Origin of the sequence: Maribrevibacterium harenarium (genome assembly GCF_006385675.1) — a bacterium.
Classification (GTDB): domain Bacteria; phylum Pseudomonadota; class Gammaproteobacteria; order Pseudomonadales; family Marinomonadaceae; genus Marinomonas; species Marinomonas harenarium.
In genome coordinates this window covers 1-20,334 of record NZ_VFRR01000037.1, presented here as the reverse complement: position 1 = coordinate 20,334, position 20,334 = coordinate 1, and the positions used below count along the sequence as shown (strand labels likewise).

Below are 20,334 nucleotides of genomic sequence, written 5' to 3'. Positions count from 1 at the left end.
TTTTTGTATCTGAATTGGGACCAAAAAGGGACCAAATTGATACCACTTTGATCCCATCTTTAGTTTTAGGGTTGTAATTCACGACCTCTACACATATTCCCTTTTCAGTGATAGGATGATACCTAATAAAATTAATTAGGTTGAAGCCTATTCAGTGTTTTATAGCCATCTGTCCAGCTTCAACCAATAGAGATTGATTAGTCATTGCGGACAAAGAGCAGCCATGTGCCATGCCGTTCAATGTGATTACGAGATGTCGGTCCTTACTTTATAAACAGAGTTTTAAGAATCTGGTTGAATTGGATAAACAAGACGCATGACAAATGATGGTCTGAAACAAACAGTAGTGGCGAAGCCAGATAGGCTTTCGCAGATAGCGCAGTTGCCACAAGCAACCAGGGATCGCATTGCACACATCGATTTCACCTTATTATTTAAGGGCGAAGCTGTACGGGCGGATTTAGTCGATCGCTTCAGCATTGCCGCCGCACAGGCAACGAAAGACTTCACAATGTACCGAGAGCTTGCGCCAAGCAACATTGAGTATGACCAAAAGCTCAAGTTGCATAAGCGCGGTGAAGCATTTGAACCCTTGTTCGACTATGACGTCGTTCGAACACTGGCGACGATTAGCCAAGGGTATGGAGATGGATTTACTGGCAAGGTAAAACCACCTCTTGCGTGTGAAGCGCCTTATCACTTAAACAAGCCGAGTCTATCTATAGTGGCTAAAGTCACCGAGGCCATCCACAAAGGTAAAGCCTTGAGCATCACCTATGTGTCGTTATCGAGCGGTGAAACAACGCGTGAAATTGTGCCGCATACGCTGGTGGACAATGGTCTGCGTTGGCATGTTCGTGGTTTTGACCGCAAGCATGGTGAATTTCGTGACTTTGTACTGACCCGAATTAAAGCAGCTGTTGTGCTTGAAGATTCAACGTTATCTGAGGCTGAACTAGAAACCCAAGACCGGCAATGGAACCGCTTTGTTGAGCTTGAGTTAGTGCCACACCCACGCATAGAGCACAGTGAAGCGATTGAGCTGGATTATGGTATGACGGATGGTGTGATGAAGGTTGAGATCAGGGCGGCAACAGCAGGATATTTGCTGAGACTGTGGAATGTCGATTGCTCATCGAAAGCTAAAAAGATGGGACAAGGAGAGCATTTGTTCCTAAAAAATAAAGCAGCTTTATACGGTGTTGAAAATCTGGTTATTGCCCCTGGCTATCATGATGAAACTATCACGGACGATATGGAGCGCTAATGCTGAAACTCGAAGACATTAAAAAAGACGCGCAAGTTCGCGGTATTCAAGCCGAAGAGATCGTCCGCGTCGTACAGGTAGAACCGGTTGGTGATGCCGCAATTACGGTTTACTACAAAGACAGCCAGGGCAAGCTAGGCGAGCAAATGCTTTTCCGCTCAGACGAGGCACGCCTTGAACTGGCTACTGTTGGTAGACCATGGGCATTTGATGCACCGGGTGCCGAATTCAAATTGGGCTTAGAAGCTTACCGTATCAGCCAAGCTGCCCTGTTTGACCCAATGATGGCGGTACACACCTCAAACGTTGAGCCACTGCCGCACCAGATCTCTGCGGTATACGAAGCCATGCTGCCCAAACAGCCGCTTCGATTTGTATTGGCCGATGACCCCGGTGCCGGTAAAACCATTATGGCTGGGCTGTTAATTCGTGAGCTCATTATGCGCGGTGATGCCAAGCGGATTTTGATCGTTTCGCCTGGCTCACTTACTGAGCAGTGGCAAGACGAATTGCTCGAAAAGTTTGGTGTAACTTTTGATATTTTCAGTCGAGAAAAACAAGAGCAGTGTGCTTCTGGCAACTATTTCGATGAGTCCGACCAACTCATTTGCCGTTTAGATCAGTTATCACGTAACGAAGAGTTCCAAGAAAAACTCAAAAACACCGAGTGGGACATCATCATCGTGGATGAGGCCCACAAGCTGTCGGCCAGTTACTTCGGCACCAAAATCAATAAAACCAAACGCTTTCAACTAGGCGAACTCCTTGGCTCCATTACTCGCCACTTCTTGCTGATGACTGCAACACCGCATAACGGTAAAGAAGAAGATTTCCAGATTTGGCTTTCCCTTTTAGATGGCGACCGCTTTTACGGTAAGTTCCGCGAAGGCGCCCATAAAGTTGATGTGTCAGACATGATGCGTCGTATGGTGAAAGAAGAGCTACTCAAGTTTGATGGTACGCCACTGTTCCCAGAGCGCCGCGCTTATACAGCGAATTACGAGCTTTCACCGATGGAGGCATCGCTATACGAACAGGTAACCACCTACGTTCGTGAAGAGATGAACCGTGCTGATAACCTCGATAGCAAAAAGAAGAACAACGTTGGCTTCGCATTAACCATGCTGCAACGTAGGCTGGCTTCCAGCCCTGAAGCCATCTACCAGTCGTTGAAACGTCGCCGCAAGCGCTTAGAAGATCGCCTAGAAGAGACCAAACTCATGGCGCGAGGTCAGGCTGTTAGAAAGGATGGCGTAGCTGAAACATTGGGCGAATACAGCGTTAAAAGGAAAATCGATATTCCGGATAACTTCGATGAACTCGATGAAGACTTAAGTGCAGAAGAATACGAAATTCTCTCCGAGCAAGTGGTCGATCAGGCATCGGCAGCAGAAACCATTCCGGAACTTGAGGCCGAAATACTCAGCCTAAAAGATCTAGAGTACCAAGCACTCACAGTTGTTCAATCTGGCAATGACAAGAAGTGGGAAGAGCTTTCTTACCTGCTGCAAGACAAACCTGAAATGTTCACCGCCAGCGGTGCTCGTCGCAAGTTGTTGATCTTTACCGAGCACAAAGACACCCTGAACTACCTGGTAAAGCGCATTGGAGATATGCTGGGCAACGAAAACGCGGTCCGCACTATTTATGGCGGCACCAACCGAGATGAGCGCCGCAAAGTACAAGAAGAGTTCCGTAACGATCCTGAAGTGATTGTACTGATTGCCACCGACGCGGCAGGCGAAGGTGTTAACCTACAAAACGCCAACCTTATGGTTAACTACGACCTGCCTTGGAATCCAAATCGCCTAGAGCAGCGCTTTGGTCGTATTCACCGTATTGGTCAAACCGAAGTTTGTCACCTCTGGAATATCGTTGCCGCAGAAACTCGCGAAGGCGAAGTATTCAAAAAGCTCTTCGACAAGATCGAAATTGAGAAAGAAGCTCTGGGTGGCAAAGTCTTCGATGTGCTCGGTGAAGCCTTCGATAACGTCTCATTAAAAGACTTACTGGTTGATGCTATCCGCTACGGCGAATCTCCGGAAACTAAAGCGAAGATGAACGAAGTGATCGATGGAGCGCTCGATGCGGATCACTTGAAAGAAATCCTTCGACGCAACGCTCTGGTAGAGCAGCATATGGGGCTTGAAGAGCTCTATGCTGTCAAAGAAGAAATGGAAAAGGCAGAAGCCCGTAAACTTCAGCCTTACTTCATTCGCGCTTTTTTTACTGAAGCTTTCCAAACCTTGGGTGGCGAAATGCGCAACCGTGAATCGGGTCGATTCGAGGTGCGCCATGTGCCCGCTGCTATTCGTGAGCGTGATCGCATCATCGGCGAAACGCGAACCCCAGTATTGCGAAAATATGAACGTATCTGCTTCGAAAAGCAGCATGTTCGGCAGCAAGGCAAGCCGATGGCCGACCTGATTCACCCATCGCACCCATTAATGCATGCCTCTACCGATTTAGTGTTAGAAGCCCATCGCCCCAAGCTCAAGCAAGGCGCCGTGTTGGTAGATCCAAACGATGATGGTTTAGAGCCTAAAGTACTCTTCATGGTGGACCATACGGTAAGAGAAGGCGGCAATTCCTCAGATATCGCATCACGTCGATTACAGTTTGTAGAAATCGACGAAAAAGGCAATGCCATTAATGCAGGCTGGGCACCCCACCTAGATTTACAACCGATTGATGACTACGACCATAAGTTAGTCAGCGACGTTTTAAATGCGCCCTGGCTAAACAACAACCTTGAAGCATTGGCCCTAAACCACGCGTCACAACAATTGGTACCGGAACACTATGGCGAAGTGAAAGGTCGCCGCGAACGGCAGGCAGATAAAACCCTTGCGGCAGTGAATGAGCGCCTAGTGAAGGAAATTAACTATTGGTCTGATCGTTATATCAAACTACAAGATGATGTTAACGCAGGTAAACAACCACGCATGCAGCCTGAAATGGCACGTCGCCGCGTAGATGAACTCACCGCTCGATTAGAACAGCGAAAAGCAGAACTTGAAGCACTGAAAAACGTCGTCTCTAGCACGCCGGTGGTAATGGGTGGCGCTTTAGTGATTCCGCAAGGCTTGCTGGCCCATCGCAAAGGCGAAACCCAATTCAGTGTTGATGCCGAAGCCCGCTCACGCGTGGAGCGAATCGCCATGAATGCGGTAATGGATGCCGAGCGAAGCTTCGGCTTTGAAGTAAAAGACGTTGGCGCAGAAAAATGTGGCTGGGATGTTACCTCTCGCCCGCCCACCAATCCTGACGGATCAATCCGGCCCGACCGCCATATCGAAGTCAAAGGCCGCGCCAAAGGCCAAAGCACCATTACTGTTAGCCGTAATGAAATCATCTACGGCTTAAACCAAGCAGACAAATTTATGCTCGCCATTGTTATTGTTGATGGCGAAGAGTTTGAAGGGCCGTACTACGTTAAAACGCCGTTCACCGTCGAGCCAGACTTTGGTGTATCCAGTATTAATTATGATCTCAGTGATCTGCTGTCGAAAGCAGTTGCACCGGAGAAAACTGTATGAATATAGATAAGATCACGCTTGAAAACTTTCGTTGCTATTCGCGACTTGAAATAGATTTTCACCCTGAAATGACCGTTCTGGTTGCTAACAACGGGCAAGGTAAAACCACCATACTCGATGCAGTGCGTGTGGCTCTCTGGCCCTTTGTTAGCCAGTTCGACTTGGCCAACACTCCCTATAAAGACCCTGCCAATACAATCACTATTGATGATGTAAGAATCATCAAAGCAAATAATACTGCACGGGCCGCTGGCTTCGGTGTTTTAGATGAAATGGTGCGAAAGTTCCCGTCTTCGGTTACTGCCACAGGGGATTACGGTTCAGGTACCACAGAGTGGCAGCGCTTTCGTGACAGTGAAGCTGCAAAGTCGCAAACCAAAGATGATAAAAACTGCCGTGACTTAAAAGCATTTGCCAAAGACTTGCAAAAACAAGTGCGAGAACTAACTCAAACGCCGGTTACTTTGCCGGTATTTGGCTACTACGGCACTGGCCGACTCTGGAAAGAAAAACGACTTACAGAATCAAAACGTGGACAAAACGCCAATGATGAAAATATTAGAACCTTTGCATTGCGTGACTGTTTAGACCCAGCATCAAGCTATCGACAATTCGAAGATTGGTTCACCGATGCCTACAAAAAAGTGTTAGAGCACCAAATTGCACAGTTACAGCAAGGGGCAACCTTTATTGACGTTGACCCTAAATTAAAAACGCCCGTTAAAGTAGTCCAAGATGCAGTTAATGAAGTGCTAAAACCTGTTGGTTGGAAAAATCTACAATTTAGCCAGCGTGATGACGAATCTTTAGTGTTGCGCCATGACGAATACGGCGTAATGAAAGCTGACAGACTGAGCGATGGTATTAAAAATATACTCGCTATGATTGCTGATATTGCCTACCGAGCCGTTTTGCTTAACGGCCATTTAGGGGAAGAGGCAGCTAAACAATCACCTGGCGTTGTGATGATTGACGAAGTCGATATGCACCTGCACCCACAGTGGCAACAAACGGTAATCGGCTCATTACGCGAGGCCTTTCCAAATATTCAATTTATTGTCACCACCCACAGCCCACAAGTATTGTCTACGGTACCTGCGGAATGTATCCGTGTTTTAAGACACGAATCTGATCCCAACACAGGGGAAACAATATCAACTGCCGAACGAAAAGATGAGCAAACTATTGGCATCCCGAGCAGCGATATTCTGATCGATTACCAAGAAGTGAACCCAATTCCTCCTGTAGAGGAAGCGCAATGGGTTGCTGATTACACCGCATTAATCGAGCAAGGCCAACACGAAAGCGATCAAGGAAAGGCACTACGAACAAAACTCATCGATATATATGGGGAATCCCATCGCGTTTTGTTGGACGCAGATAAACTCATTCGCTTCCAGTCCTTCAAGCAAAAGAACAAGAAGGATTAGCGATGCATAAGTTAGATCGAGACAACACAGAAGCGCCTCAGTGTTTAAGTGAATATGATCACAATACACAGACTTGGGATAATTTCGGTGGCGAATGTAAAAAGCAACTTCGTGCGGCACTTGTGAAAATGCAAGGTGTGCCCGGCGTAACAACGGCGGAAGCATCTGAATATGGAGTGCGTTGTGCCTATTGTGAAGACGCTATCCATCACTCTGGCCACATTGAACATTTTCGCCGAAAAAATCAACACCACTTTCCAGAATTAACATTTGAATGGAGCAACCTGTTTTTGGCTTGTGGCTCCAACGATCACTGTGGCCACTACAAAGACCGACCAAGAGCTGAAGCCTATAACCCAGATGATCTGATTAAGCCCGATATTGAAGACCCTGAAGAGTATCTATATTTTCATTCTTCAGGTGAAATTAGACCGCGAGCAAGTATAGGTGTGAACGAAGAGCACAAAGCCAACGAAACAATTCGAGTGTTTGGTCTAGACGACCAAAGGCTTACAAGTAGTCGAGCCCGTGCATTAAAAACCTATAAAGAAAAGGTGCTTGATGAGTTAGATGAAGTAGCCAATTGGGATCCTGAGTTAAGAGAAGACTATATCCAACAAGAAATTGAAAATACCCAATGGCATGCCTTTTCTACAACGATTAAACACTTCTTGGCAGGAACCTGTTAATGAAAGTTGCTGTATTTCGCTTAAACCAAGTAGAAAAATTTATGCTTGCCATAGTCATCGTCGACCCTGAAGTCAAAGGAGAAAGTGAGTTTGAAGGGCCGTACTACGTTAAAACGCCATTCACTGCCGAGCCAGACTTTGGTGTAGCCAGTATTAATTATGATCTCAGTGACCTGCTGTCGAAAGCAGTTGTGCCTGAGCAAACCGTTTAAGGCAAGTAAATGAGTAAGATTAAATCTCCAAAGAAATTGATTGAAGTGGCTTTACCGCTAGATGATATCAACGCAGCGTCATCGGCTGAAAAGTCAATTCGTCATGGCCACCCTTCGACATTACATATGTGGTGGGCTAGACGACCTTTAGCAGCCTCGAAAGCTGTACTATTTGCGCAACTTGTAAATGATCCTGGTGGTGAGAGGGGCTGGCAAGCTGGAAAAACAAAGGAGCAAGCAGACAAAGAGCGTGAAGAACTTTTTGAAATTTGTCGTGAACTAATAAGCTGGGAAAACCTCAACAATAAGGCAGTAATATCAGTGCTTCTTAAGTAGGTGACGGAAATTCATGATGGTCGTGTGGTCTGGGATCGCTCCTTCTAATGATAAGCCAGCAAAAAGCCGCATAGAGGTGATCTCGTAAAGGGCATCTTCCATCGCTGGATCACTCATGTTGTACCAGTTCTGCATAAAGTGAATGCGTAGCATCGTAGCAAGAGGGTATGGTCGCCGAGTATTGCCAGCTTTTGGGTAAAACGGCTCAATCTGGGCTTCGAGCTGTTGCCATGGAATCAACTAATTCATCCGGCCAAGAAAAGCTCTTTACGGGTTTACGGCGTTTGCTGGTGAATTCGGTATCGGCGAATGAGAGCTGGTTCATGTCGTTCGGTCATGCGGTAATGGTCAGATGGGTATTGTCTCATATTGGGGACTTAATCGCAGGTTCCCTGCTTAGAGCAGCGTAATATTGAAAAACGGCGGCTAATTGGTACTGTTCAAGAATTGCTGGGATGCGGAACAAGCCAGTCCAAAATTATCTGACTTGTTCGTAGTATCTCTCACTAACGGTAAGCGTGCTCTTGTTCATTAAATAGATGTAATTTTTCTGGCTGAGCGCAAAGGCGTACATGTTCGCCTTTGTGAATGGCCAAGGTGCCGGTTTGTTTGGCGATCACCATGTCCTCAACACCTGGGACTTGCACGTACAGCAGGGTGGCTTCACCAAGGGATTCAACAAAAGACACTTCGCCTTCCAATAGGACCTCATCTTCTGACTGAGCCAATAACAAATGTTCTGGACGCACTCCGAAGAAACCCGCTTTGCCCTGATCTGCCGCTGGCACATCAATAGGCACGCTGACTTGATGACCGTTTGCCAAGGCTACTCGTGTTTGAGCGCCCGGCGCTAACATTGTACAAGGCAAAATATTCATGGCCGGTGAGCCGATAAACTTCGCTACGAACACGTTTTGCGGGCGCTCGTATAATTCTAATGGCGAGCCTACTTGCTCAATGTTACCGGCAGACAGCAGTACAATGCGGTCTGCCAAGGTCATGGCTTCCACCTGATCGTGGGTCACATAAATCATGGTGGAATCCGGCATACTTTCCTTCAGGTTGGCGATCTCCATACGAGTTGCCACCCGCAATGCCGCATCTAGGTTTGATAACGGTTCGTCGAACAGGAATACTTTCGGGCGGCGCACAATCGCACGACCAATCGCCACCCGCTGACGCTGACCACCTGATAGGGCTTTTGGCAAACGATCCAAGTACGGAGTCAATTGCAGCATTTCCGCCGCACGGCGCACTTGTTTATCAATTTCCCCTTTTTCCACTTTGGCAATCTGCAAGCTAAATGCCATGTTGTCGTACACCGTCATATGTGGGTACAAGGCGTAGCTTTGGAATACCATGGCAATGCCACGTAGGGAAGGCGGAATGTCATTCACCACTTGCCCATCGATTTCCAAAGTGCCGCCGGAGATCTCTTCTAGACCGGAGATCATCCGCAGCAAGGTGGATTTACCGCAGCCAGAAGGCCCGACGAAAACAATAAATTCACCTTGTTTAATATCCAGATTAATGTCTCGCATGACCTCAACTTGGTTTGCGTAGACTTTTTTCACATTCGTTAGCTTTAAATCTGCCATGTTGTCGCCTCAATCTTTTCTCTGGGGAGCATACCTTGCTCCCCTATTGTTATGCTGCTGAAGGTTATTTCACGGAACCGGCTAACAAGCCACGCACCAAGTAACGCTGCAAGCCAAAGAACACACACAAAGGCACTATGATGGTAATAAACGCCGATGCGGTTAGGATTTCCCAGTTACCACCACGGGAGCCCAGCAATTCCCGCAAGCGCCCGGTCAGCACTAGGTGTTCCTCGTTGTTACCCAAGAACACCATGGCCACCAATAAGTCATTCCACACCCACAAGAATTGGAAGATGGCGAAGGAAGCCAGCGCTGGGAACGACAATGGCAGAATGATTTTGCGGAAAATATCGAAATCCGATGCCCCATCCACGCGGGCAGACTCAATGATTTCCCCCGGTAAACCGGCGATATAGTTACGCAGCAAGTACACTGCTAGGGGCAAGCCGAAGCCCGTATGAGCGAGCCAAATGCCAACATAGGTTTTTGAGCCTACACCAAAGAATTCACCCACCAAGTTATAGGTTTTCAACAAAGGAATCAGGGACATTTGTAGGGGCACAACCAATAAGCCCACAACGCCAGCGATCAATAATGCGCGACCGGGGAATTTCATCCATGCCAAGGCATAAGCGGCAAAGGCAGCAATCAAGATCGGAATGATGGTTGCTGGAATCGTCACCGTGAGTGAGTTAATAAAAGACTGCCCCAGCCCTTCTGAGCTCAAGACTTCCCGATAGTTATCCAACGTAAAGCGAGGCGGAATTTCTGCGGTAAAGAAGATACGGTCACCGCGACGACCACTCATTTCCTCGTCGGAACTGATGGTGTAGTCACCATTGGCAAAGACCTGGATCTGCTTACCTTTGCGATCGACCACCTCACCTACAGCATGGGCTTCTGGCTGCAAAGAGCTCACGCCAAAACGAACCACCTCACCGTCACTGTTCCCCATCAAGTTGCCTTTGATCACCCAGCGACCCTCTTCGAATTGCTGGTGAGTCGGATCTAAAGCACGTTCCACTAAGCGCTGTTCAGATGTCGACAATGCCGTCCACCAGCCCGAGACCGACAATTGGTCTTTGTCGCGGATAGAGGAAATAAACAAACCTGCCGTCGGAATCGTCCACAGAATCACTAAAAACAACACGGAGGCGTGCATCACCAGCGTTAATGCTGAGCCTTTCTTTGATGTCACCATAATTAGCGACCCTCCATTTCTGCATTAGCGCGTTTGATGTTCCACACCATAATTGGCACCACCAATACCATGATCACGATGGCGATGACTGCACCGCGACCAAAGTCGCCACCACCACGGAACATCCAGTCAAACATCTGGTTAGCCAGTACTTGCGTACCCCACTGACCATTGGTCATGGCGAGCACGATATCGAATACCTTGAGTACCAGAATCGTTATCGTGGTCCATACCACCGCAATCGTGCCCCAAATTTGCGGCACCATAATTTTGAAGAAGATTTGCACGCCATTAGCGCCGTCAAGCACGGCGGCTTCGATGGTTTCATCAGGGATACCGCGCAATGCTGCCGATAAGATCACCATGGCAAAGCCGGTTTGAATCCACACCAAAATAACCATCAAAAAGAAGTTGTTCCAAAACGGAATCGTGATCCACGCCTGCGGTTCACCGCCGAAGAACACGACTAGGGCATTCAGCAAACCAATTTGTGGGTCATCGCCACTACGGTAATCGTAGATAAACTTCCAAATCACCGACGCCCCGATAAACGAGATGGCCATCGGCATAAAGATAAGACTTTTGGCGATGTTGCCCCACCAAATGCGATCCGTCATGGAAGCGATGACTAAACCAAAGAAGGTCGCTGCGGTTGGCACCACAATGAGCCACAACATGTTGTTGCGGAAAGATTCATAAAATTCGTCACTACCCAGTAGCCATTGGTAGTTTGATAAGCCGACAAACTCTTCGCCGGTACGACCATGGAACGACAAAATGAAAGAGTCGATAACGGGGTAGAATAAATAGAAGGTCAACACCAATACCGCCGGACCAACAAAGAGCCAAGGACGTATACGATTGGCGATACGCAGGTTACGGGCGATTTGCTCCGCAGGGCGGTTTTTACCTGGAAATAGCCAATCTAGAAGAGCATTAGAGCCATAAAAGTAGGCCGCACAGGCTAACACGCCAAGAATCATGGTGACTAACGCAGAAGCGAGCTGTCCCATCGTCTTTCCACCTATAAAAAAGTTATTTGCAGTACCGAGTACCATCAAGGAGAGCCCGCCGCGAGCGGCGGGTAAACACAGGTATCACAGAGACAGCCACAGGCGCGGCTGTCGTTAGTAGTGAGAGTTACTTCAAGGCATCCCAAGTTTTCTGGATGCTGTCACCCACTTCTTGAGCAGATTTACCGCCAGAGTAATCCACCATGCCAGTCCAGAATGAACCTGCGCCGATCTTACCTGGCATTAGGTCCGAACCGTCAAAGCGGAAAGTCGTCGCGTAACGTAGGATTTCACCTTGTTTGCGCGCAGTTTCGGTCACGTAAAGATCTGGGTTCACTTGCGCATGGGCAGACAAGAAGCCGGTTTGCGCCATCCACAATTCATGGGCAATCGGTGAACGTAAGAAGTCGATAAACGCACGGGCGCCTTTCGAGTCATTGGTAATGGTTGCCAGAGTACCGGCACCCAAGACTGGATTACCCAAGTCTTTTGACTCGTAAGATGGGAAGTAGAAGAAATCCGCATCTAGACCCACTTCAACCCCATCTGGGAAGAAGGCAGGAATGAAAGAAGCCTGACGGTGCATGTAACATTTTGGCGGAGACGCAAACAGACCTTTCGGACTATCGCGGAAGTCAGTCGCCGCAACTGCAGCGGAACCGCCATCTACGTATGCATCATTGCGAGAGAACCAACCAAATTCTTCAATCGCAGCAACGACTTTAGGATCATTAAATTTCAGATCGTTTGCTACCCACTGGTCGTAGACAGAGGCTGGATACAGACGCAGCATCATATCTTCTACCCAGTCAGTCGCTGGCCAGCCGGTCGCCGCACCAGAACCTAAACCGATACACCAAGGAGTGCCGCCATCGGCCACGATCTCTTGAGTCAGCGCTTTCAGCTCTTCCATAGATTGTGGAAGAGCGTAGCCCGCGTCTTCGAAGTTATCCGGCGAATACCAAACCAATGACTTCAAATCTGCGCGGTAAAACACACCATATAGGTCTTTTTGGCCGTTTTGGTTGTCAAATGTAGCCAAATCTACCCACGACTGACCCGCCGCATAATCTGACTTGATGGCCGCTTCAACATTGCTGTCGAGGGGGGCTAGGAAGCCTTTGGAGGCTAAATCCGCCGCTAAACCTGGCTGTGGAAAAATCGCAATATTGGGAGCACTGCCTGCCTGAGCATCAATCACGATCTGCTGTTCGAAGGAATCAGAACCCGCGTATTCTACTTTCGCGCCAGTTGCTTCTTCAAAGTACTTGATCACGTTTTCGAAGTGCTCTTTTTCTGAACCCATCCAAGGACCAAATACAGAAACAGTCTGACCTTTTAGGTTAGAAGATTTAAGGGCTTCGTAGCTGGCCCAGTGGAAACGGGTGTCTTTACCCGGCTCAAACATCAAGCCACCATGGTTATCAGCTACTGCGTAGTTAGCAGAAAGGGTCAGTGCGATTGCGGCTGACAGAAGAGACTTTTTCATGATTACTCCTTACCGGCTTTCGTATCGATCGCCCGTTATTGTTATTATCAGTCAGGAATTAAAACTGGTTAAATTTTCTTCTTTAAGGATTAAGAAGGAGCTAAATTATTGTCAAAAAATTAGACCTAATCAAGGACGTCCAGCCCTTAAATTTTTCTTAATATTAATTAGTCTTACAGAGTATTAGTATTGCATTTGAGAGAATGCAATACTAATACGAGCACGCCATTGTTTTAATTTGTAAGTCTTGAGAGCTGCACTCAATCTCAATAGGAAGGCGGTAAGGGTATGATATGACTTGCTTAGATTATCATTAAATTAAACAGCTTACTCACTAGATAGCTATCTCTGAAATAGGTAATCCTTGACCTATTTTAAATTTAACTTAATTTTTTTAGCTGATTGACACTTTTTAGGAAAGTCTGCCTAATAACTTAAAGAAATAATACATCACAACGATGAACTTAATTTTTACTTAAAAACATTTAGTAACTTGTTAAGTTTAAAATTTTGAGTAAATCATTATGGATATAGTGTACGAATCGACTAAAACGCTAGAACGAATTTGGCCTTCTATTGCTGCGCGGCGTTGGAAGAATAAGGGGGCAAGAATTCAGTTTAAAGAGAATCTTAATATCTATTTTCAGCCTCTTTTTGAGTCGATGTTAGAGCTCTATTCTGACCATTACGATCTTCATTTTCACATCCAGCAACTAATGCGCCAGTTGGCTAGGCACTTCGACGAACATACATTTGCTTCCTCAGTGCAGGATCCTCTCTGGTACCATTCAGAACAAAATCTTGGTATCGCGGTGTATGTTGATCTGTTTGCGGGCGATCTGATAAAACTGCAAAAGCGTATTCCCTATTTGAAACAGCTAGGTATTACATACCTACACCTTATGCCGTTGTATCTAGCTCCTGAAGGCGATAGTGATGGAGGCTACGCTGTTTCGGATTACCGGACGGTCAATCCGAGACTAGGATCTAATGATGATCTGAAAGCTCTGGCTGATGCACTTCATGGAGAGGGTATACGTTTGGTACTCGACTTTGTATTCAACCATACTTCTGATGAACATGAGTGGGCCAAAGCGGCGCAGGCAGGTGATCGCCGCTACCAAGGTTATTACTATCTGTTGGATTCTGAACGAGAAGTGAATGAATACAACGCCACTTTGCGTGAAATTTTTCCAACGGTACGGCGTGGATCATTCACATTTAACCCAGAACTCGAACGCTGGGTCTGGACAACTTTTAACTCTTTCCAGTGGGACCTGAACTACTCGAATCCCGAGGTGTTTGTCGCAATTACCGACCAGATGCTACATCTGGCTAGTTTGGGGTGTGATGTTCTGCGTTTGGATGCACTCGCTTTTATTTGGAAGCAAAAAGGGACTGTCTGTGAGAGTTTGCCAGGTGCTCATACCCTTATAAAGGCGTTTAATGCTTGTTTGCGCATCAGTGCTCCAGAACTGCTTTTTAAATCCGAAGCGATCGTTCATCCTGATGAAGTAAACCGTTATATCGGTATGGATGAGTGCCAACTGTCTTACAATCCATTAATGATGGCATTGATGTGGGAGTCACTGGCCACGCGGCAAACCAAGCTACTTACTGCGTCATTGATGAAGAGCTTCCAGATTCCAGAACAGACGCGTTGGGTGAACTATATACGTTGTCACGATGATATCGGCTGGACTTGGGATGACGCGATCTCAGATCGCTTGGGCATTAATGGGCACGATCACCGCATTTTCTTGAACCGTTTTTATACTGGCCAATTTGCGGGCAGTTTTGCGCGCGGAGTGCCATTCCAGATGAATCCTGAAAACGGAGATTGTCGAGTATGTGGAACCTTGGCAAGTCTAGCCGGTCTAGAGCAGGCTATCGACAACGAGGATTCTAAGGCACTTGAATTGGCGCTGGGTCGTATTCAGCTTTTAAATGCAGTGAATCTTAGCATGACAGGGGTTCCGCTCCTGTATCAGGGCGATGAGCTTGGTGTGCTTAACGATGACTCCTATTTAAGTGATCCTCATAAATGTGACGACTCGCGTTGGGTGAATCGCAAGCAAATCTCTGAGCTTGATTTCGAATTAGCCTCTGATTTAACCACAGCACAGGGTCGAATAGCGCAAAACCTAGCTAAATTGATCGCGATACGTAAATCCAATCCAGTGTTTGGTGCCTATCAAACAGAGATTTTGGAAACTTACAATCCTCATGTGTTTGCCTTTGCCAGATTGAGTGATTCCCAAAACCTGTTGGTGCTGGCTAATTTTAGCGAACACGCGCTGACAATACCTAGCTCAATTGTTGATATTCTTAGTAGCGAGAACCTAATCGAACTTATCAACGGCGATCAGCTAACAGGGCCGGCTATTGCATTGGGGCCTTATGAAGTCAAATGGATTGCCACTCCGGTATCCGCTTAGGTTTGAGTACTGTCCGAAGCGATATAAGTCGAAAAGGAAGCAGAATGTCAGCAAAAAAATATGAACCTTCACTCGATGAGGGGACTATTTCCGCAATTGTTGGGGGATACCACCAGGACGTTTTCTCGGTGCTGGGGCTACACGAGCGTCCTAGTCATGTCGGTTTGGTTCTAAGGGCCTTACTGCCCAATGCTCAATCGGTAAAGTTGATAGATTCAAAGACAGGACGTTGCTTAGGTGAGCTTAATCAGATCTCATCTGAGGGATTATTTGAACTGCCTCTTGCCCGTCGAAAGAAACGCTTTGGTTATTTCCTAGAGGTTGTTTGGGAAGGGCAAAGCCACATAGAGGTAGATCCATATTCCTTTGGAGAACTGTTGACTGAGCAGCAACATTATCTGTTTTCTGAAGGTACCGATGAGCGTGCGTATAAGTGGATGGGCGCACACCCCAAAACGTTAGGTGGTGTTGAAGGTACCCATTTTGTTGTTTGGGCTCCATCCGCTAGTCGCGTATCAGTTGTAGGTAACTTTAACTATTGGGATGGCAGGCGTCATGTCATGCGTCGTAACCTAGGCTCGGGTTTGTGGGATATTTTCATACCAGGTGTTGCATCAGGTTCAAACTACAAATACGAGATCATCGATGCTCAGGGTAATCGTTTACCGCTAAAAGCTGATCCCTATGGAAGAGGTTTCCAACATCCTCCTCAGACTGCATCAGTTGTAGTTAATGAAAGCAATCATCAATGGGGAGATCAGTCATGGATGGATAAGCGCTCCGAAACACAGAGCTATGACCAGCCACTTTCAATATATGAACTGCATCTGGGATCTTGGAAGCGAAAACCAGAAGAGGGTAATCGTTATCTCAGTTACGTAGAGTTAGCTGAAGAGTTGATACCCTACGTCAAGTCTATGGGTTTTACTCATATCCAGACAATGCCCGTGAGCGAATTTCCGTTTGATGGTTCCTGGGGATATCAGCCAATAGGGTTGTTCGCACCCACTATCCGTTTTGGAACGCCAGATGAGTTCCGCTACTTTATCGATTGCTGTCACCAAGAAGGCATAGGCGTTTTGATCGACTGGGTGCCGGGACATTTTCCAACCGATGAACATGGTCTGGGGCAGTTCGACGGCACCGCACTTTATGAGCATATGGATCCTAAGCAAGGATTTCATCCTGATTGGAATACTCTAATCTTTAACTATGGGCGTCGTGAGGTACTTACCTACCTAATTAGCAATGCGTTCTATTGGTTTGATGAGTTTCACATAGATGGTTTACGTGTTGATGCAGTTGCATCAATGCTATATCTGGATTATAGCCGTGAAGCGGGCCAGTGGGTCCCGAATCAGTATGGTGGCCGCGAAAACCTGGAAGCGATCGCGATGCTGCAGCAGGTGAATAGCCGTGTTTGCTTTAATTTCCCAGGCGTGTTGATGATCGCTGAAGAATCAACATCGTTCCCAGGCATTACGCAGCCCGTTTCAGCTGGTGGTGTAGGTTTCCACTACAAATGGAATATGGGGTGGATGAATGACACGCTCTCATATATTGAGCATGACCCTATTTATCGCCAGTATCATCAGGATCAACTGACCTTTGGTCTGATGTACGCCTTTAGCGAGAAGTTCGTCTTGCCACTAAGCCACGACGAAGTAGTGCATGGTAAAGGTTCGCTGATAAATAAAATGCCTGGCGATGAGTGGCAACAGTTTGCAAACCTGCGCAGCTATCTGGGCTTTATGTGGAGCCATCCGGGTAAAAAGCTACTTTTTATGGGCGCTGAATTTGCTCAGCGCAGTGAGTGGAATCACAATCAAAGTCTGGATTGGCATCTCTTAGATAGCCATTTCCATCAAGGTATTCAGAGTTTTGTTACAGATCTTAATCAACTGTTGAAGGAGCACCCATCTCTTTATCAGCAAGATATTGACGATATGTGCTTTGAGTGGATTCAGGCTAACAATCACGAACAGTCTGTGTTGGTCTGGATGCGTAAAGCGCAGGATGAAGAACAGCTGATTGTGACGCTCAACATGACGCCAAATCTTCATGAACATTACCGTTTTGGTGTTCCGGATAGTGTACATCTTGAAGAGATTCTAAATTCAGATGACCTGCGCTACGGTGGCTCAGGACAGGGAAATAGTAGTCTGATCTACACTGATCAAGTTCCTGCAGATGGATTTAATTCATCAGTTGGTATCTTGTTGGCACCTCTGGCGGTACAGTTTTTCAAAGTGATCTGAGGAAGAGGTCTGAGTCTATGGAATCTCCTGCCGGGGAGCTCTGATCAGTTTGGTGCCTTTAACCGTGGCAGTGATTCTATGCCTTTTAGGTTACCCACACGGCAAGGCTTTACACACTGGCAGCTCCTGCTCTCGTCCTGCGATGAGATTATCCGAGAAAAATGTTTGTTTATCGCCGGCACCCAATTTATCCAATCCAGTTACAGTTCTTCAATCCTGCTGGCAACAGCGAATCAGTAGAAGGAAACCTATTGTGAGCAAGACGAATAAATCTTCGTTTAAATCAAAAGCGCTAAAAGTTAACCATTCTAGTTGCGATTCCATAAGTGACGATCTAAAACGTCATTTTGAGTTGACACTTGGTCGTGATGAGGTAGATGCATCCCACTACTATCTATATAACGCACTGGCACTTACGCTACGAGACCACCAGATTCGGGGCTGGCGAGAGACTCGTAACCGCTATCGTGATATGGACCAGAAACGTGTGGCTTACTTATCACTAGAGTTCCTTATGGGGCGGGCTATCAACAATGCGATTCTTAACCTTGATCTAGATGCTGAAACTCGTGCAGCTCTTCAGGATTACGCGGTGTCGTTGGAAAGCTTAGTTGACGAGGAGATGGATGCTGGTTTGGGTAATGGTGGTCTTGGCCGTCTGGCAGCTTGTTTCCTAGATAGCTGCGCGTCACTGGCGCTTCCCGTCACTGGCTATGGCATTCGTTATGAGTATGGGATGTTTCACCAACGTATCGAGGAGGGCTATCAGGTAGAAGCTCCTGATAACTGGTTGCGCAAAGGTAATCCGTGGGAAATTGAGAGCCCTGAAAATACATTCCGCGTTAAGTTCTATGGCCGTACCAATTATTACACTGATGAAACAGGTCAGATGCGTGCTAGCTGGCTAGATACAAGTGACGTGATGGCTGTTCCTTACGATATGCCAGTGCCTGGCTACCGTAACGACACTGTAAACACTCTACGTCTTTGGAAATCGGAAGCGACTGATGAGTTTAATCTGGATGAATTTAATGCAGGTAGTTACGTTGATGCTGTGGCTGCAAAGAATCTTGCTGAACAGATTACCATGGTGCTCTATCCGAACGATTCTAGCGAAAACGGTAAACAGTTACGGTTACGTCAGCAGTACTTCCTGTCGTCGGCTAGTCTGCAGGACATTCTGCAACATTGGGTTCGACATAAAGGTGAAAAATTCACAAGCTTTGCAGAAAAAAACGTATTCCAGTTGAATGATACCCATCCAACCATTGCAGTTGCTGAATTGATGCGGTTGTTGATGGATGATCATGGTCTTCAGTGGGATGAAGCATGGAGTATTACCACCAATACGATGGCCTATACAAACCATACGCTGTTACCAGAAGCTTTGGAAACTTGGTCTGTACGAATGTTCGCATCGATGTTGCCACGCCTCCTAGATATCATCTACGAGATTAACGCCCGCTTCCTTGCAGAGGTTTCGAGTCGGTATCCAGATGACAATGAGCGTCTGCGTCGTATGTCCATTATTGATGAAGAGGGTGAGCCACGAATCCGAATGGCTTATCTTGCCATTATCGGTAGTTTCTCTGTTAACGGTGTTGCAGCACTACATACAGATCTTCTTAAGGTGGGTCTGTTCGCAGATTTTTATGAGTTTTGGCCCGAAAAATTCAATAACAAAACCAATGGAGTTACGCCTCGCCGCTGGCTGCACCACTCAAACCCAGGATTGCGCGACCTGATTAGTTCTAAGATCGGTGAGGAGTGGGTAACTAATCTTGATCAATTGGCGCTGCTCAAGCCATTTGCCACGGATAAGGAGTTCCAGAAACAGTGGCATAACGTAAAGTTGGATAATAAGCGGCGTTTAGCTGAATTAGTTAAAGCAACAACGTCGGTCAGTTTTGATACTACTATGCTATTTGACGTGCAGGTAAAACGTATTCACGAATACAAACGCCAACTTCTCAATGTGCTCCATGTTATTCATCTGTATGACAGAATATGTCGTGGTGATACGTCAGGAATGGTTCCGCGCGCAGTGCTAATCGGTGGTAAAGCGGCACCGGGGTATGCTATGGCAAAAACTATTATCAAGTTGGTAAACAGTGTAGCTGAAGTCGTGAACTCGAATCCAAAGTGTGAAAAATGGCTGAAGGTTGCTTTTATACCGGACTACAAAGTGAGCTTTATGGAAGTAATTGCGCCGGCGGCAGATCTTTCGGAACAGATTTCCACCGCAGGCAAGGAAGCTTCTGGTACGGGCAATATGAAGTTCATGATGAACGGTGCTTGTACCATTGGCACGCTAGATGGTGCAAACATTGAGATCCGTGAGGCAGTTGGCGCGGAAAATTTCTTCCTGTTTGGGTTAGATTCAACACAGGTTGAGGAAGCTCGTTTGAGCTATGATCCTAATGCGCTAATCGATGCAGATTCAGACTTTAAACGCGTAATGAATCTCATAGAGTCAGGTCACTTTAACCAGTCTGAACCAGGTATTTTTGACTCAGTCTCGGCTTCTATCCGTAGTCGCTATGATGCATGGATGACAGCGGCTGATTTCCGTGGTTTTGTTAATACTCAAAAATCGGTTGCCGAAACCTACAAAGCCAGAGAGAGATGGTTGGAGATGAGTATACTGAATACAAGTTGCAGTGGACGTTTCTCAAGTGATCGCACTATTAGAAACTATAACGACGAGATCTGGAAAGTTCAATAAGAGCTCGGGCGATCCAAATTAAAGTGGTAAAAATTAGTTTAAATGCGTATTCCGGTGATTGCGATCGCTCGTTTCGGTCTATTCCGATCAGCTGATCCTGCCGTTTTTCTCTCGTCTTATTTTTACTCTAAGTGAT

General features: G+C 46.7%; 13 protein-coding genes and 1 pseudogene. 9 read left to right on the top strand and 5 right to left on the bottom strand.

Annotated features, from left to right (window positions below):
• Positions 1 to 316 precede the first annotated feature (316 nt).
• Genes FJM67_RS13825 through FJM67_RS13800 form a run of 6 tightly spaced genes read left to right on the top strand, consistent with a single transcriptional unit; the run spans position 317 to position 7,473 of the window.
• Positions 317 to 1,267 (top strand): WYL domain-containing protein, encoded by a 951-nt coding sequence (locus tag FJM67_RS13825; protein WP_140590392.1) that lies wholly within the window; start codon positions 317 to 319, stop codon positions 1,265 to 1,267.
• Positions 1,267 to 4,806, top strand: a complete 3,540-nt coding sequence (locus FJM67_RS13820) for a helicase-related protein (protein ID WP_140590390.1) — start codon at positions 1,267 to 1,269, stop codon at positions 4,804 to 4,806. Before FJM67_RS13825 ends, FJM67_RS13820 begins: the two co-directional genes overlap by 1 nt.
• Complete coding sequence (locus tag FJM67_RS13815; protein WP_140590388.1) at positions 4,803 to 6,236, top strand: AAA family ATPase; 1,434 nt, start codon at positions 4,803 to 4,805, stop codon at positions 6,234 to 6,236. Before FJM67_RS13820 ends, FJM67_RS13815 begins: the two co-directional genes overlap by 4 nt.
• A 2-nt stretch (positions 6,237 to 6,238) precedes the next feature.
• The gene (locus tag FJM67_RS13810) at positions 6,239 to 6,925 is read left to right on the top strand and encodes a retron system putative HNH endonuclease (RefSeq protein WP_140590385.1); all 687 of its coding nucleotides are present in this window, start codon (positions 6,239 to 6,241) and stop codon (positions 6,923 to 6,925) included.
• Entirely contained in the window at positions 6,925 to 7,137 is a 213-nt protein-coding gene (locus tag FJM67_RS13805) for a hypothetical protein (RefSeq protein ID WP_140590382.1), read from the top strand. The genes FJM67_RS13810 and FJM67_RS13805 overlap by 1 nt, the downstream gene beginning before the upstream one ends.
• 9 nt (positions 7,138 to 7,146) lie before the next feature.
• A complete protein-coding gene (locus FJM67_RS13800) occupies positions 7,147 to 7,473 on the top strand; it encodes a DUF1156 domain-containing protein (protein ID WP_140590379.1) in 327 nt (108 codons plus the stop codon).
• On the opposite strand, the pseudogene FJM67_RS13795 reads toward FJM67_RS13800, so the two are convergent.
• The 5 genes and pseudogenes from FJM67_RS13795 to FJM67_RS13775 form a co-directional block, all read right to left on the bottom strand.
• Positions 7,459 to 7,798: pseudogene (locus FJM67_RS13795) on the bottom strand (transposase); the annotation flags it as partial. The gene FJM67_RS13800 and the pseudogene FJM67_RS13795 overlap by 15 nt on opposite strands.
• A gap of 181 nt (positions 7,799 to 7,979) precedes the next feature.
• Positions 7,980 to 9,071, bottom strand: a complete 1,092-nt coding sequence (locus FJM67_RS13790; protein ID WP_140590376.1) for an ABC transporter ATP-binding protein — start codon at positions 9,069 to 9,071, stop codon at positions 7,980 to 7,982.
• 64 nt (positions 9,072 to 9,135) lie between these two features.
• Positions 9,136 to 10,275 (bottom strand): carbohydrate ABC transporter permease, encoded by a 1,140-nt coding sequence (locus FJM67_RS13785; RefSeq protein ID WP_140590374.1) that lies wholly within the window; start codon positions 10,273 to 10,275, stop codon positions 9,136 to 9,138.
• A 2-nt stretch (positions 10,276 to 10,277) separates the two neighbouring features.
• A complete protein-coding gene (locus FJM67_RS13780) occupies positions 10,278 to 11,288 on the bottom strand; it encodes a carbohydrate ABC transporter permease (RefSeq protein ID WP_140590372.1) in 1,011 nt (336 codons plus the stop codon).
• A gap of 127 nt (positions 11,289 to 11,415) precedes the next feature.
• Complete coding sequence (locus FJM67_RS13775; RefSeq protein ID WP_140590369.1) at positions 11,416 to 12,777, bottom strand: ABC transporter substrate-binding protein; 1,362 nt, start codon at positions 12,775 to 12,777, stop codon at positions 11,416 to 11,418.
• Between the two features lie 524 nt (positions 12,778 to 13,301).
• On the opposite strand from FJM67_RS13775, the gene FJM67_RS13770 reads away from it, so the two are divergent.
• The 3 genes from FJM67_RS13770 to FJM67_RS13760 all read left to right on the top strand — a co-directional run bounded on the left by FJM67_RS13770 (position 13,302) and on the right by FJM67_RS13760 (position 20,198).
• On the top strand, positions 13,302 to 15,215 hold the full coding sequence (locus tag FJM67_RS13770) for an alpha-amylase family glycosyl hydrolase (RefSeq protein ID WP_140590367.1): 1,914 nt from the start codon (positions 13,302 to 13,304) through the stop codon (positions 15,213 to 15,215).
• A gap of 44 nt (positions 15,216 to 15,259) precedes the next feature.
• Positions 15,260 to 17,473, top strand: coding sequence for a 1,4-alpha-glucan branching protein GlgB (gene glgB / locus FJM67_RS13765; protein WP_140590364.1), 2,214 nt, complete (start codon positions 15,260 to 15,262; stop codon positions 17,471 to 17,473).
• A 253-nt stretch (positions 17,474 to 17,726) separates the two neighbouring features.
• Positions 17,727 to 20,198: a glycogen/starch/alpha-glucan phosphorylase gene (locus FJM67_RS13760; protein WP_235890072.1), complete on the top strand. Its 2,472-nt coding sequence runs from the start codon at positions 17,727 to 17,729 to the stop codon at positions 20,196 to 20,198.
• The last annotated feature ends 136 nt before the right edge of the window (positions 20,199 to 20,334 follow it).

Coding starts and splice junctions, on each gene's coding strand:
- FJM67_RS13825 (WP_140590392.1), top strand. CDS start 317: ATGACAAATGATGGTCTGAAACAAACAGTAGTGGCGAAGCCAGATAGG.
- FJM67_RS13820 (WP_140590390.1), top strand. CDS start 1,267: ATGCTGAAACTCGAAGACATTAAAAAAGACGCGCAAGTTCGCGGTATT.
- FJM67_RS13815 (WP_140590388.1), top strand. CDS start 4,803: ATGAATATAGATAAGATCACGCTTGAAAACTTTCGTTGCTATTCGCGA.
- FJM67_RS13810 (WP_140590385.1), top strand. CDS start 6,239: ATGCATAAGTTAGATCGAGACAACACAGAAGCGCCTCAGTGTTTAAGT.
- FJM67_RS13805 (WP_140590382.1), top strand. CDS start 6,925: ATGAAAGTTGCTGTATTTCGCTTAAACCAAGTAGAAAAATTTATGCTT.
- FJM67_RS13800 (WP_140590379.1), top strand. CDS start 7,147: ATGAGTAAGATTAAATCTCCAAAGAAATTGATTGAAGTGGCTTTACCG.
- FJM67_RS13790 (WP_140590376.1), bottom strand. CDS start 9,071: ATGGCAGATTTAAAGCTAACGAATGTGAAAAAAGTCTACGCAAACCAA.
- FJM67_RS13785 (WP_140590374.1), bottom strand. CDS start 10,275: ATGGTGACATCAAAGAAAGGCTCAGCATTAACGCTGGTGATGCACGCC.
- FJM67_RS13780 (WP_140590372.1), bottom strand. CDS start 11,288: ATGGGACAGCTCGCTTCTGCGTTAGTCACCATGATTCTTGGCGTGTTA.
- FJM67_RS13775 (WP_140590369.1), bottom strand. CDS start 12,777: ATGAAAAAGTCTCTTCTGTCAGCCGCAATCGCACTGACCCTTTCTGCT.
- FJM67_RS13770 (WP_140590367.1), top strand. CDS start 13,302: ATGGATATAGTGTACGAATCGACTAAAACGCTAGAACGAATTTGGCCT.
- glgB (WP_140590364.1), top strand. CDS start 15,260: ATGTCAGCAAAAAAATATGAACCTTCACTCGATGAGGGGACTATTTCC.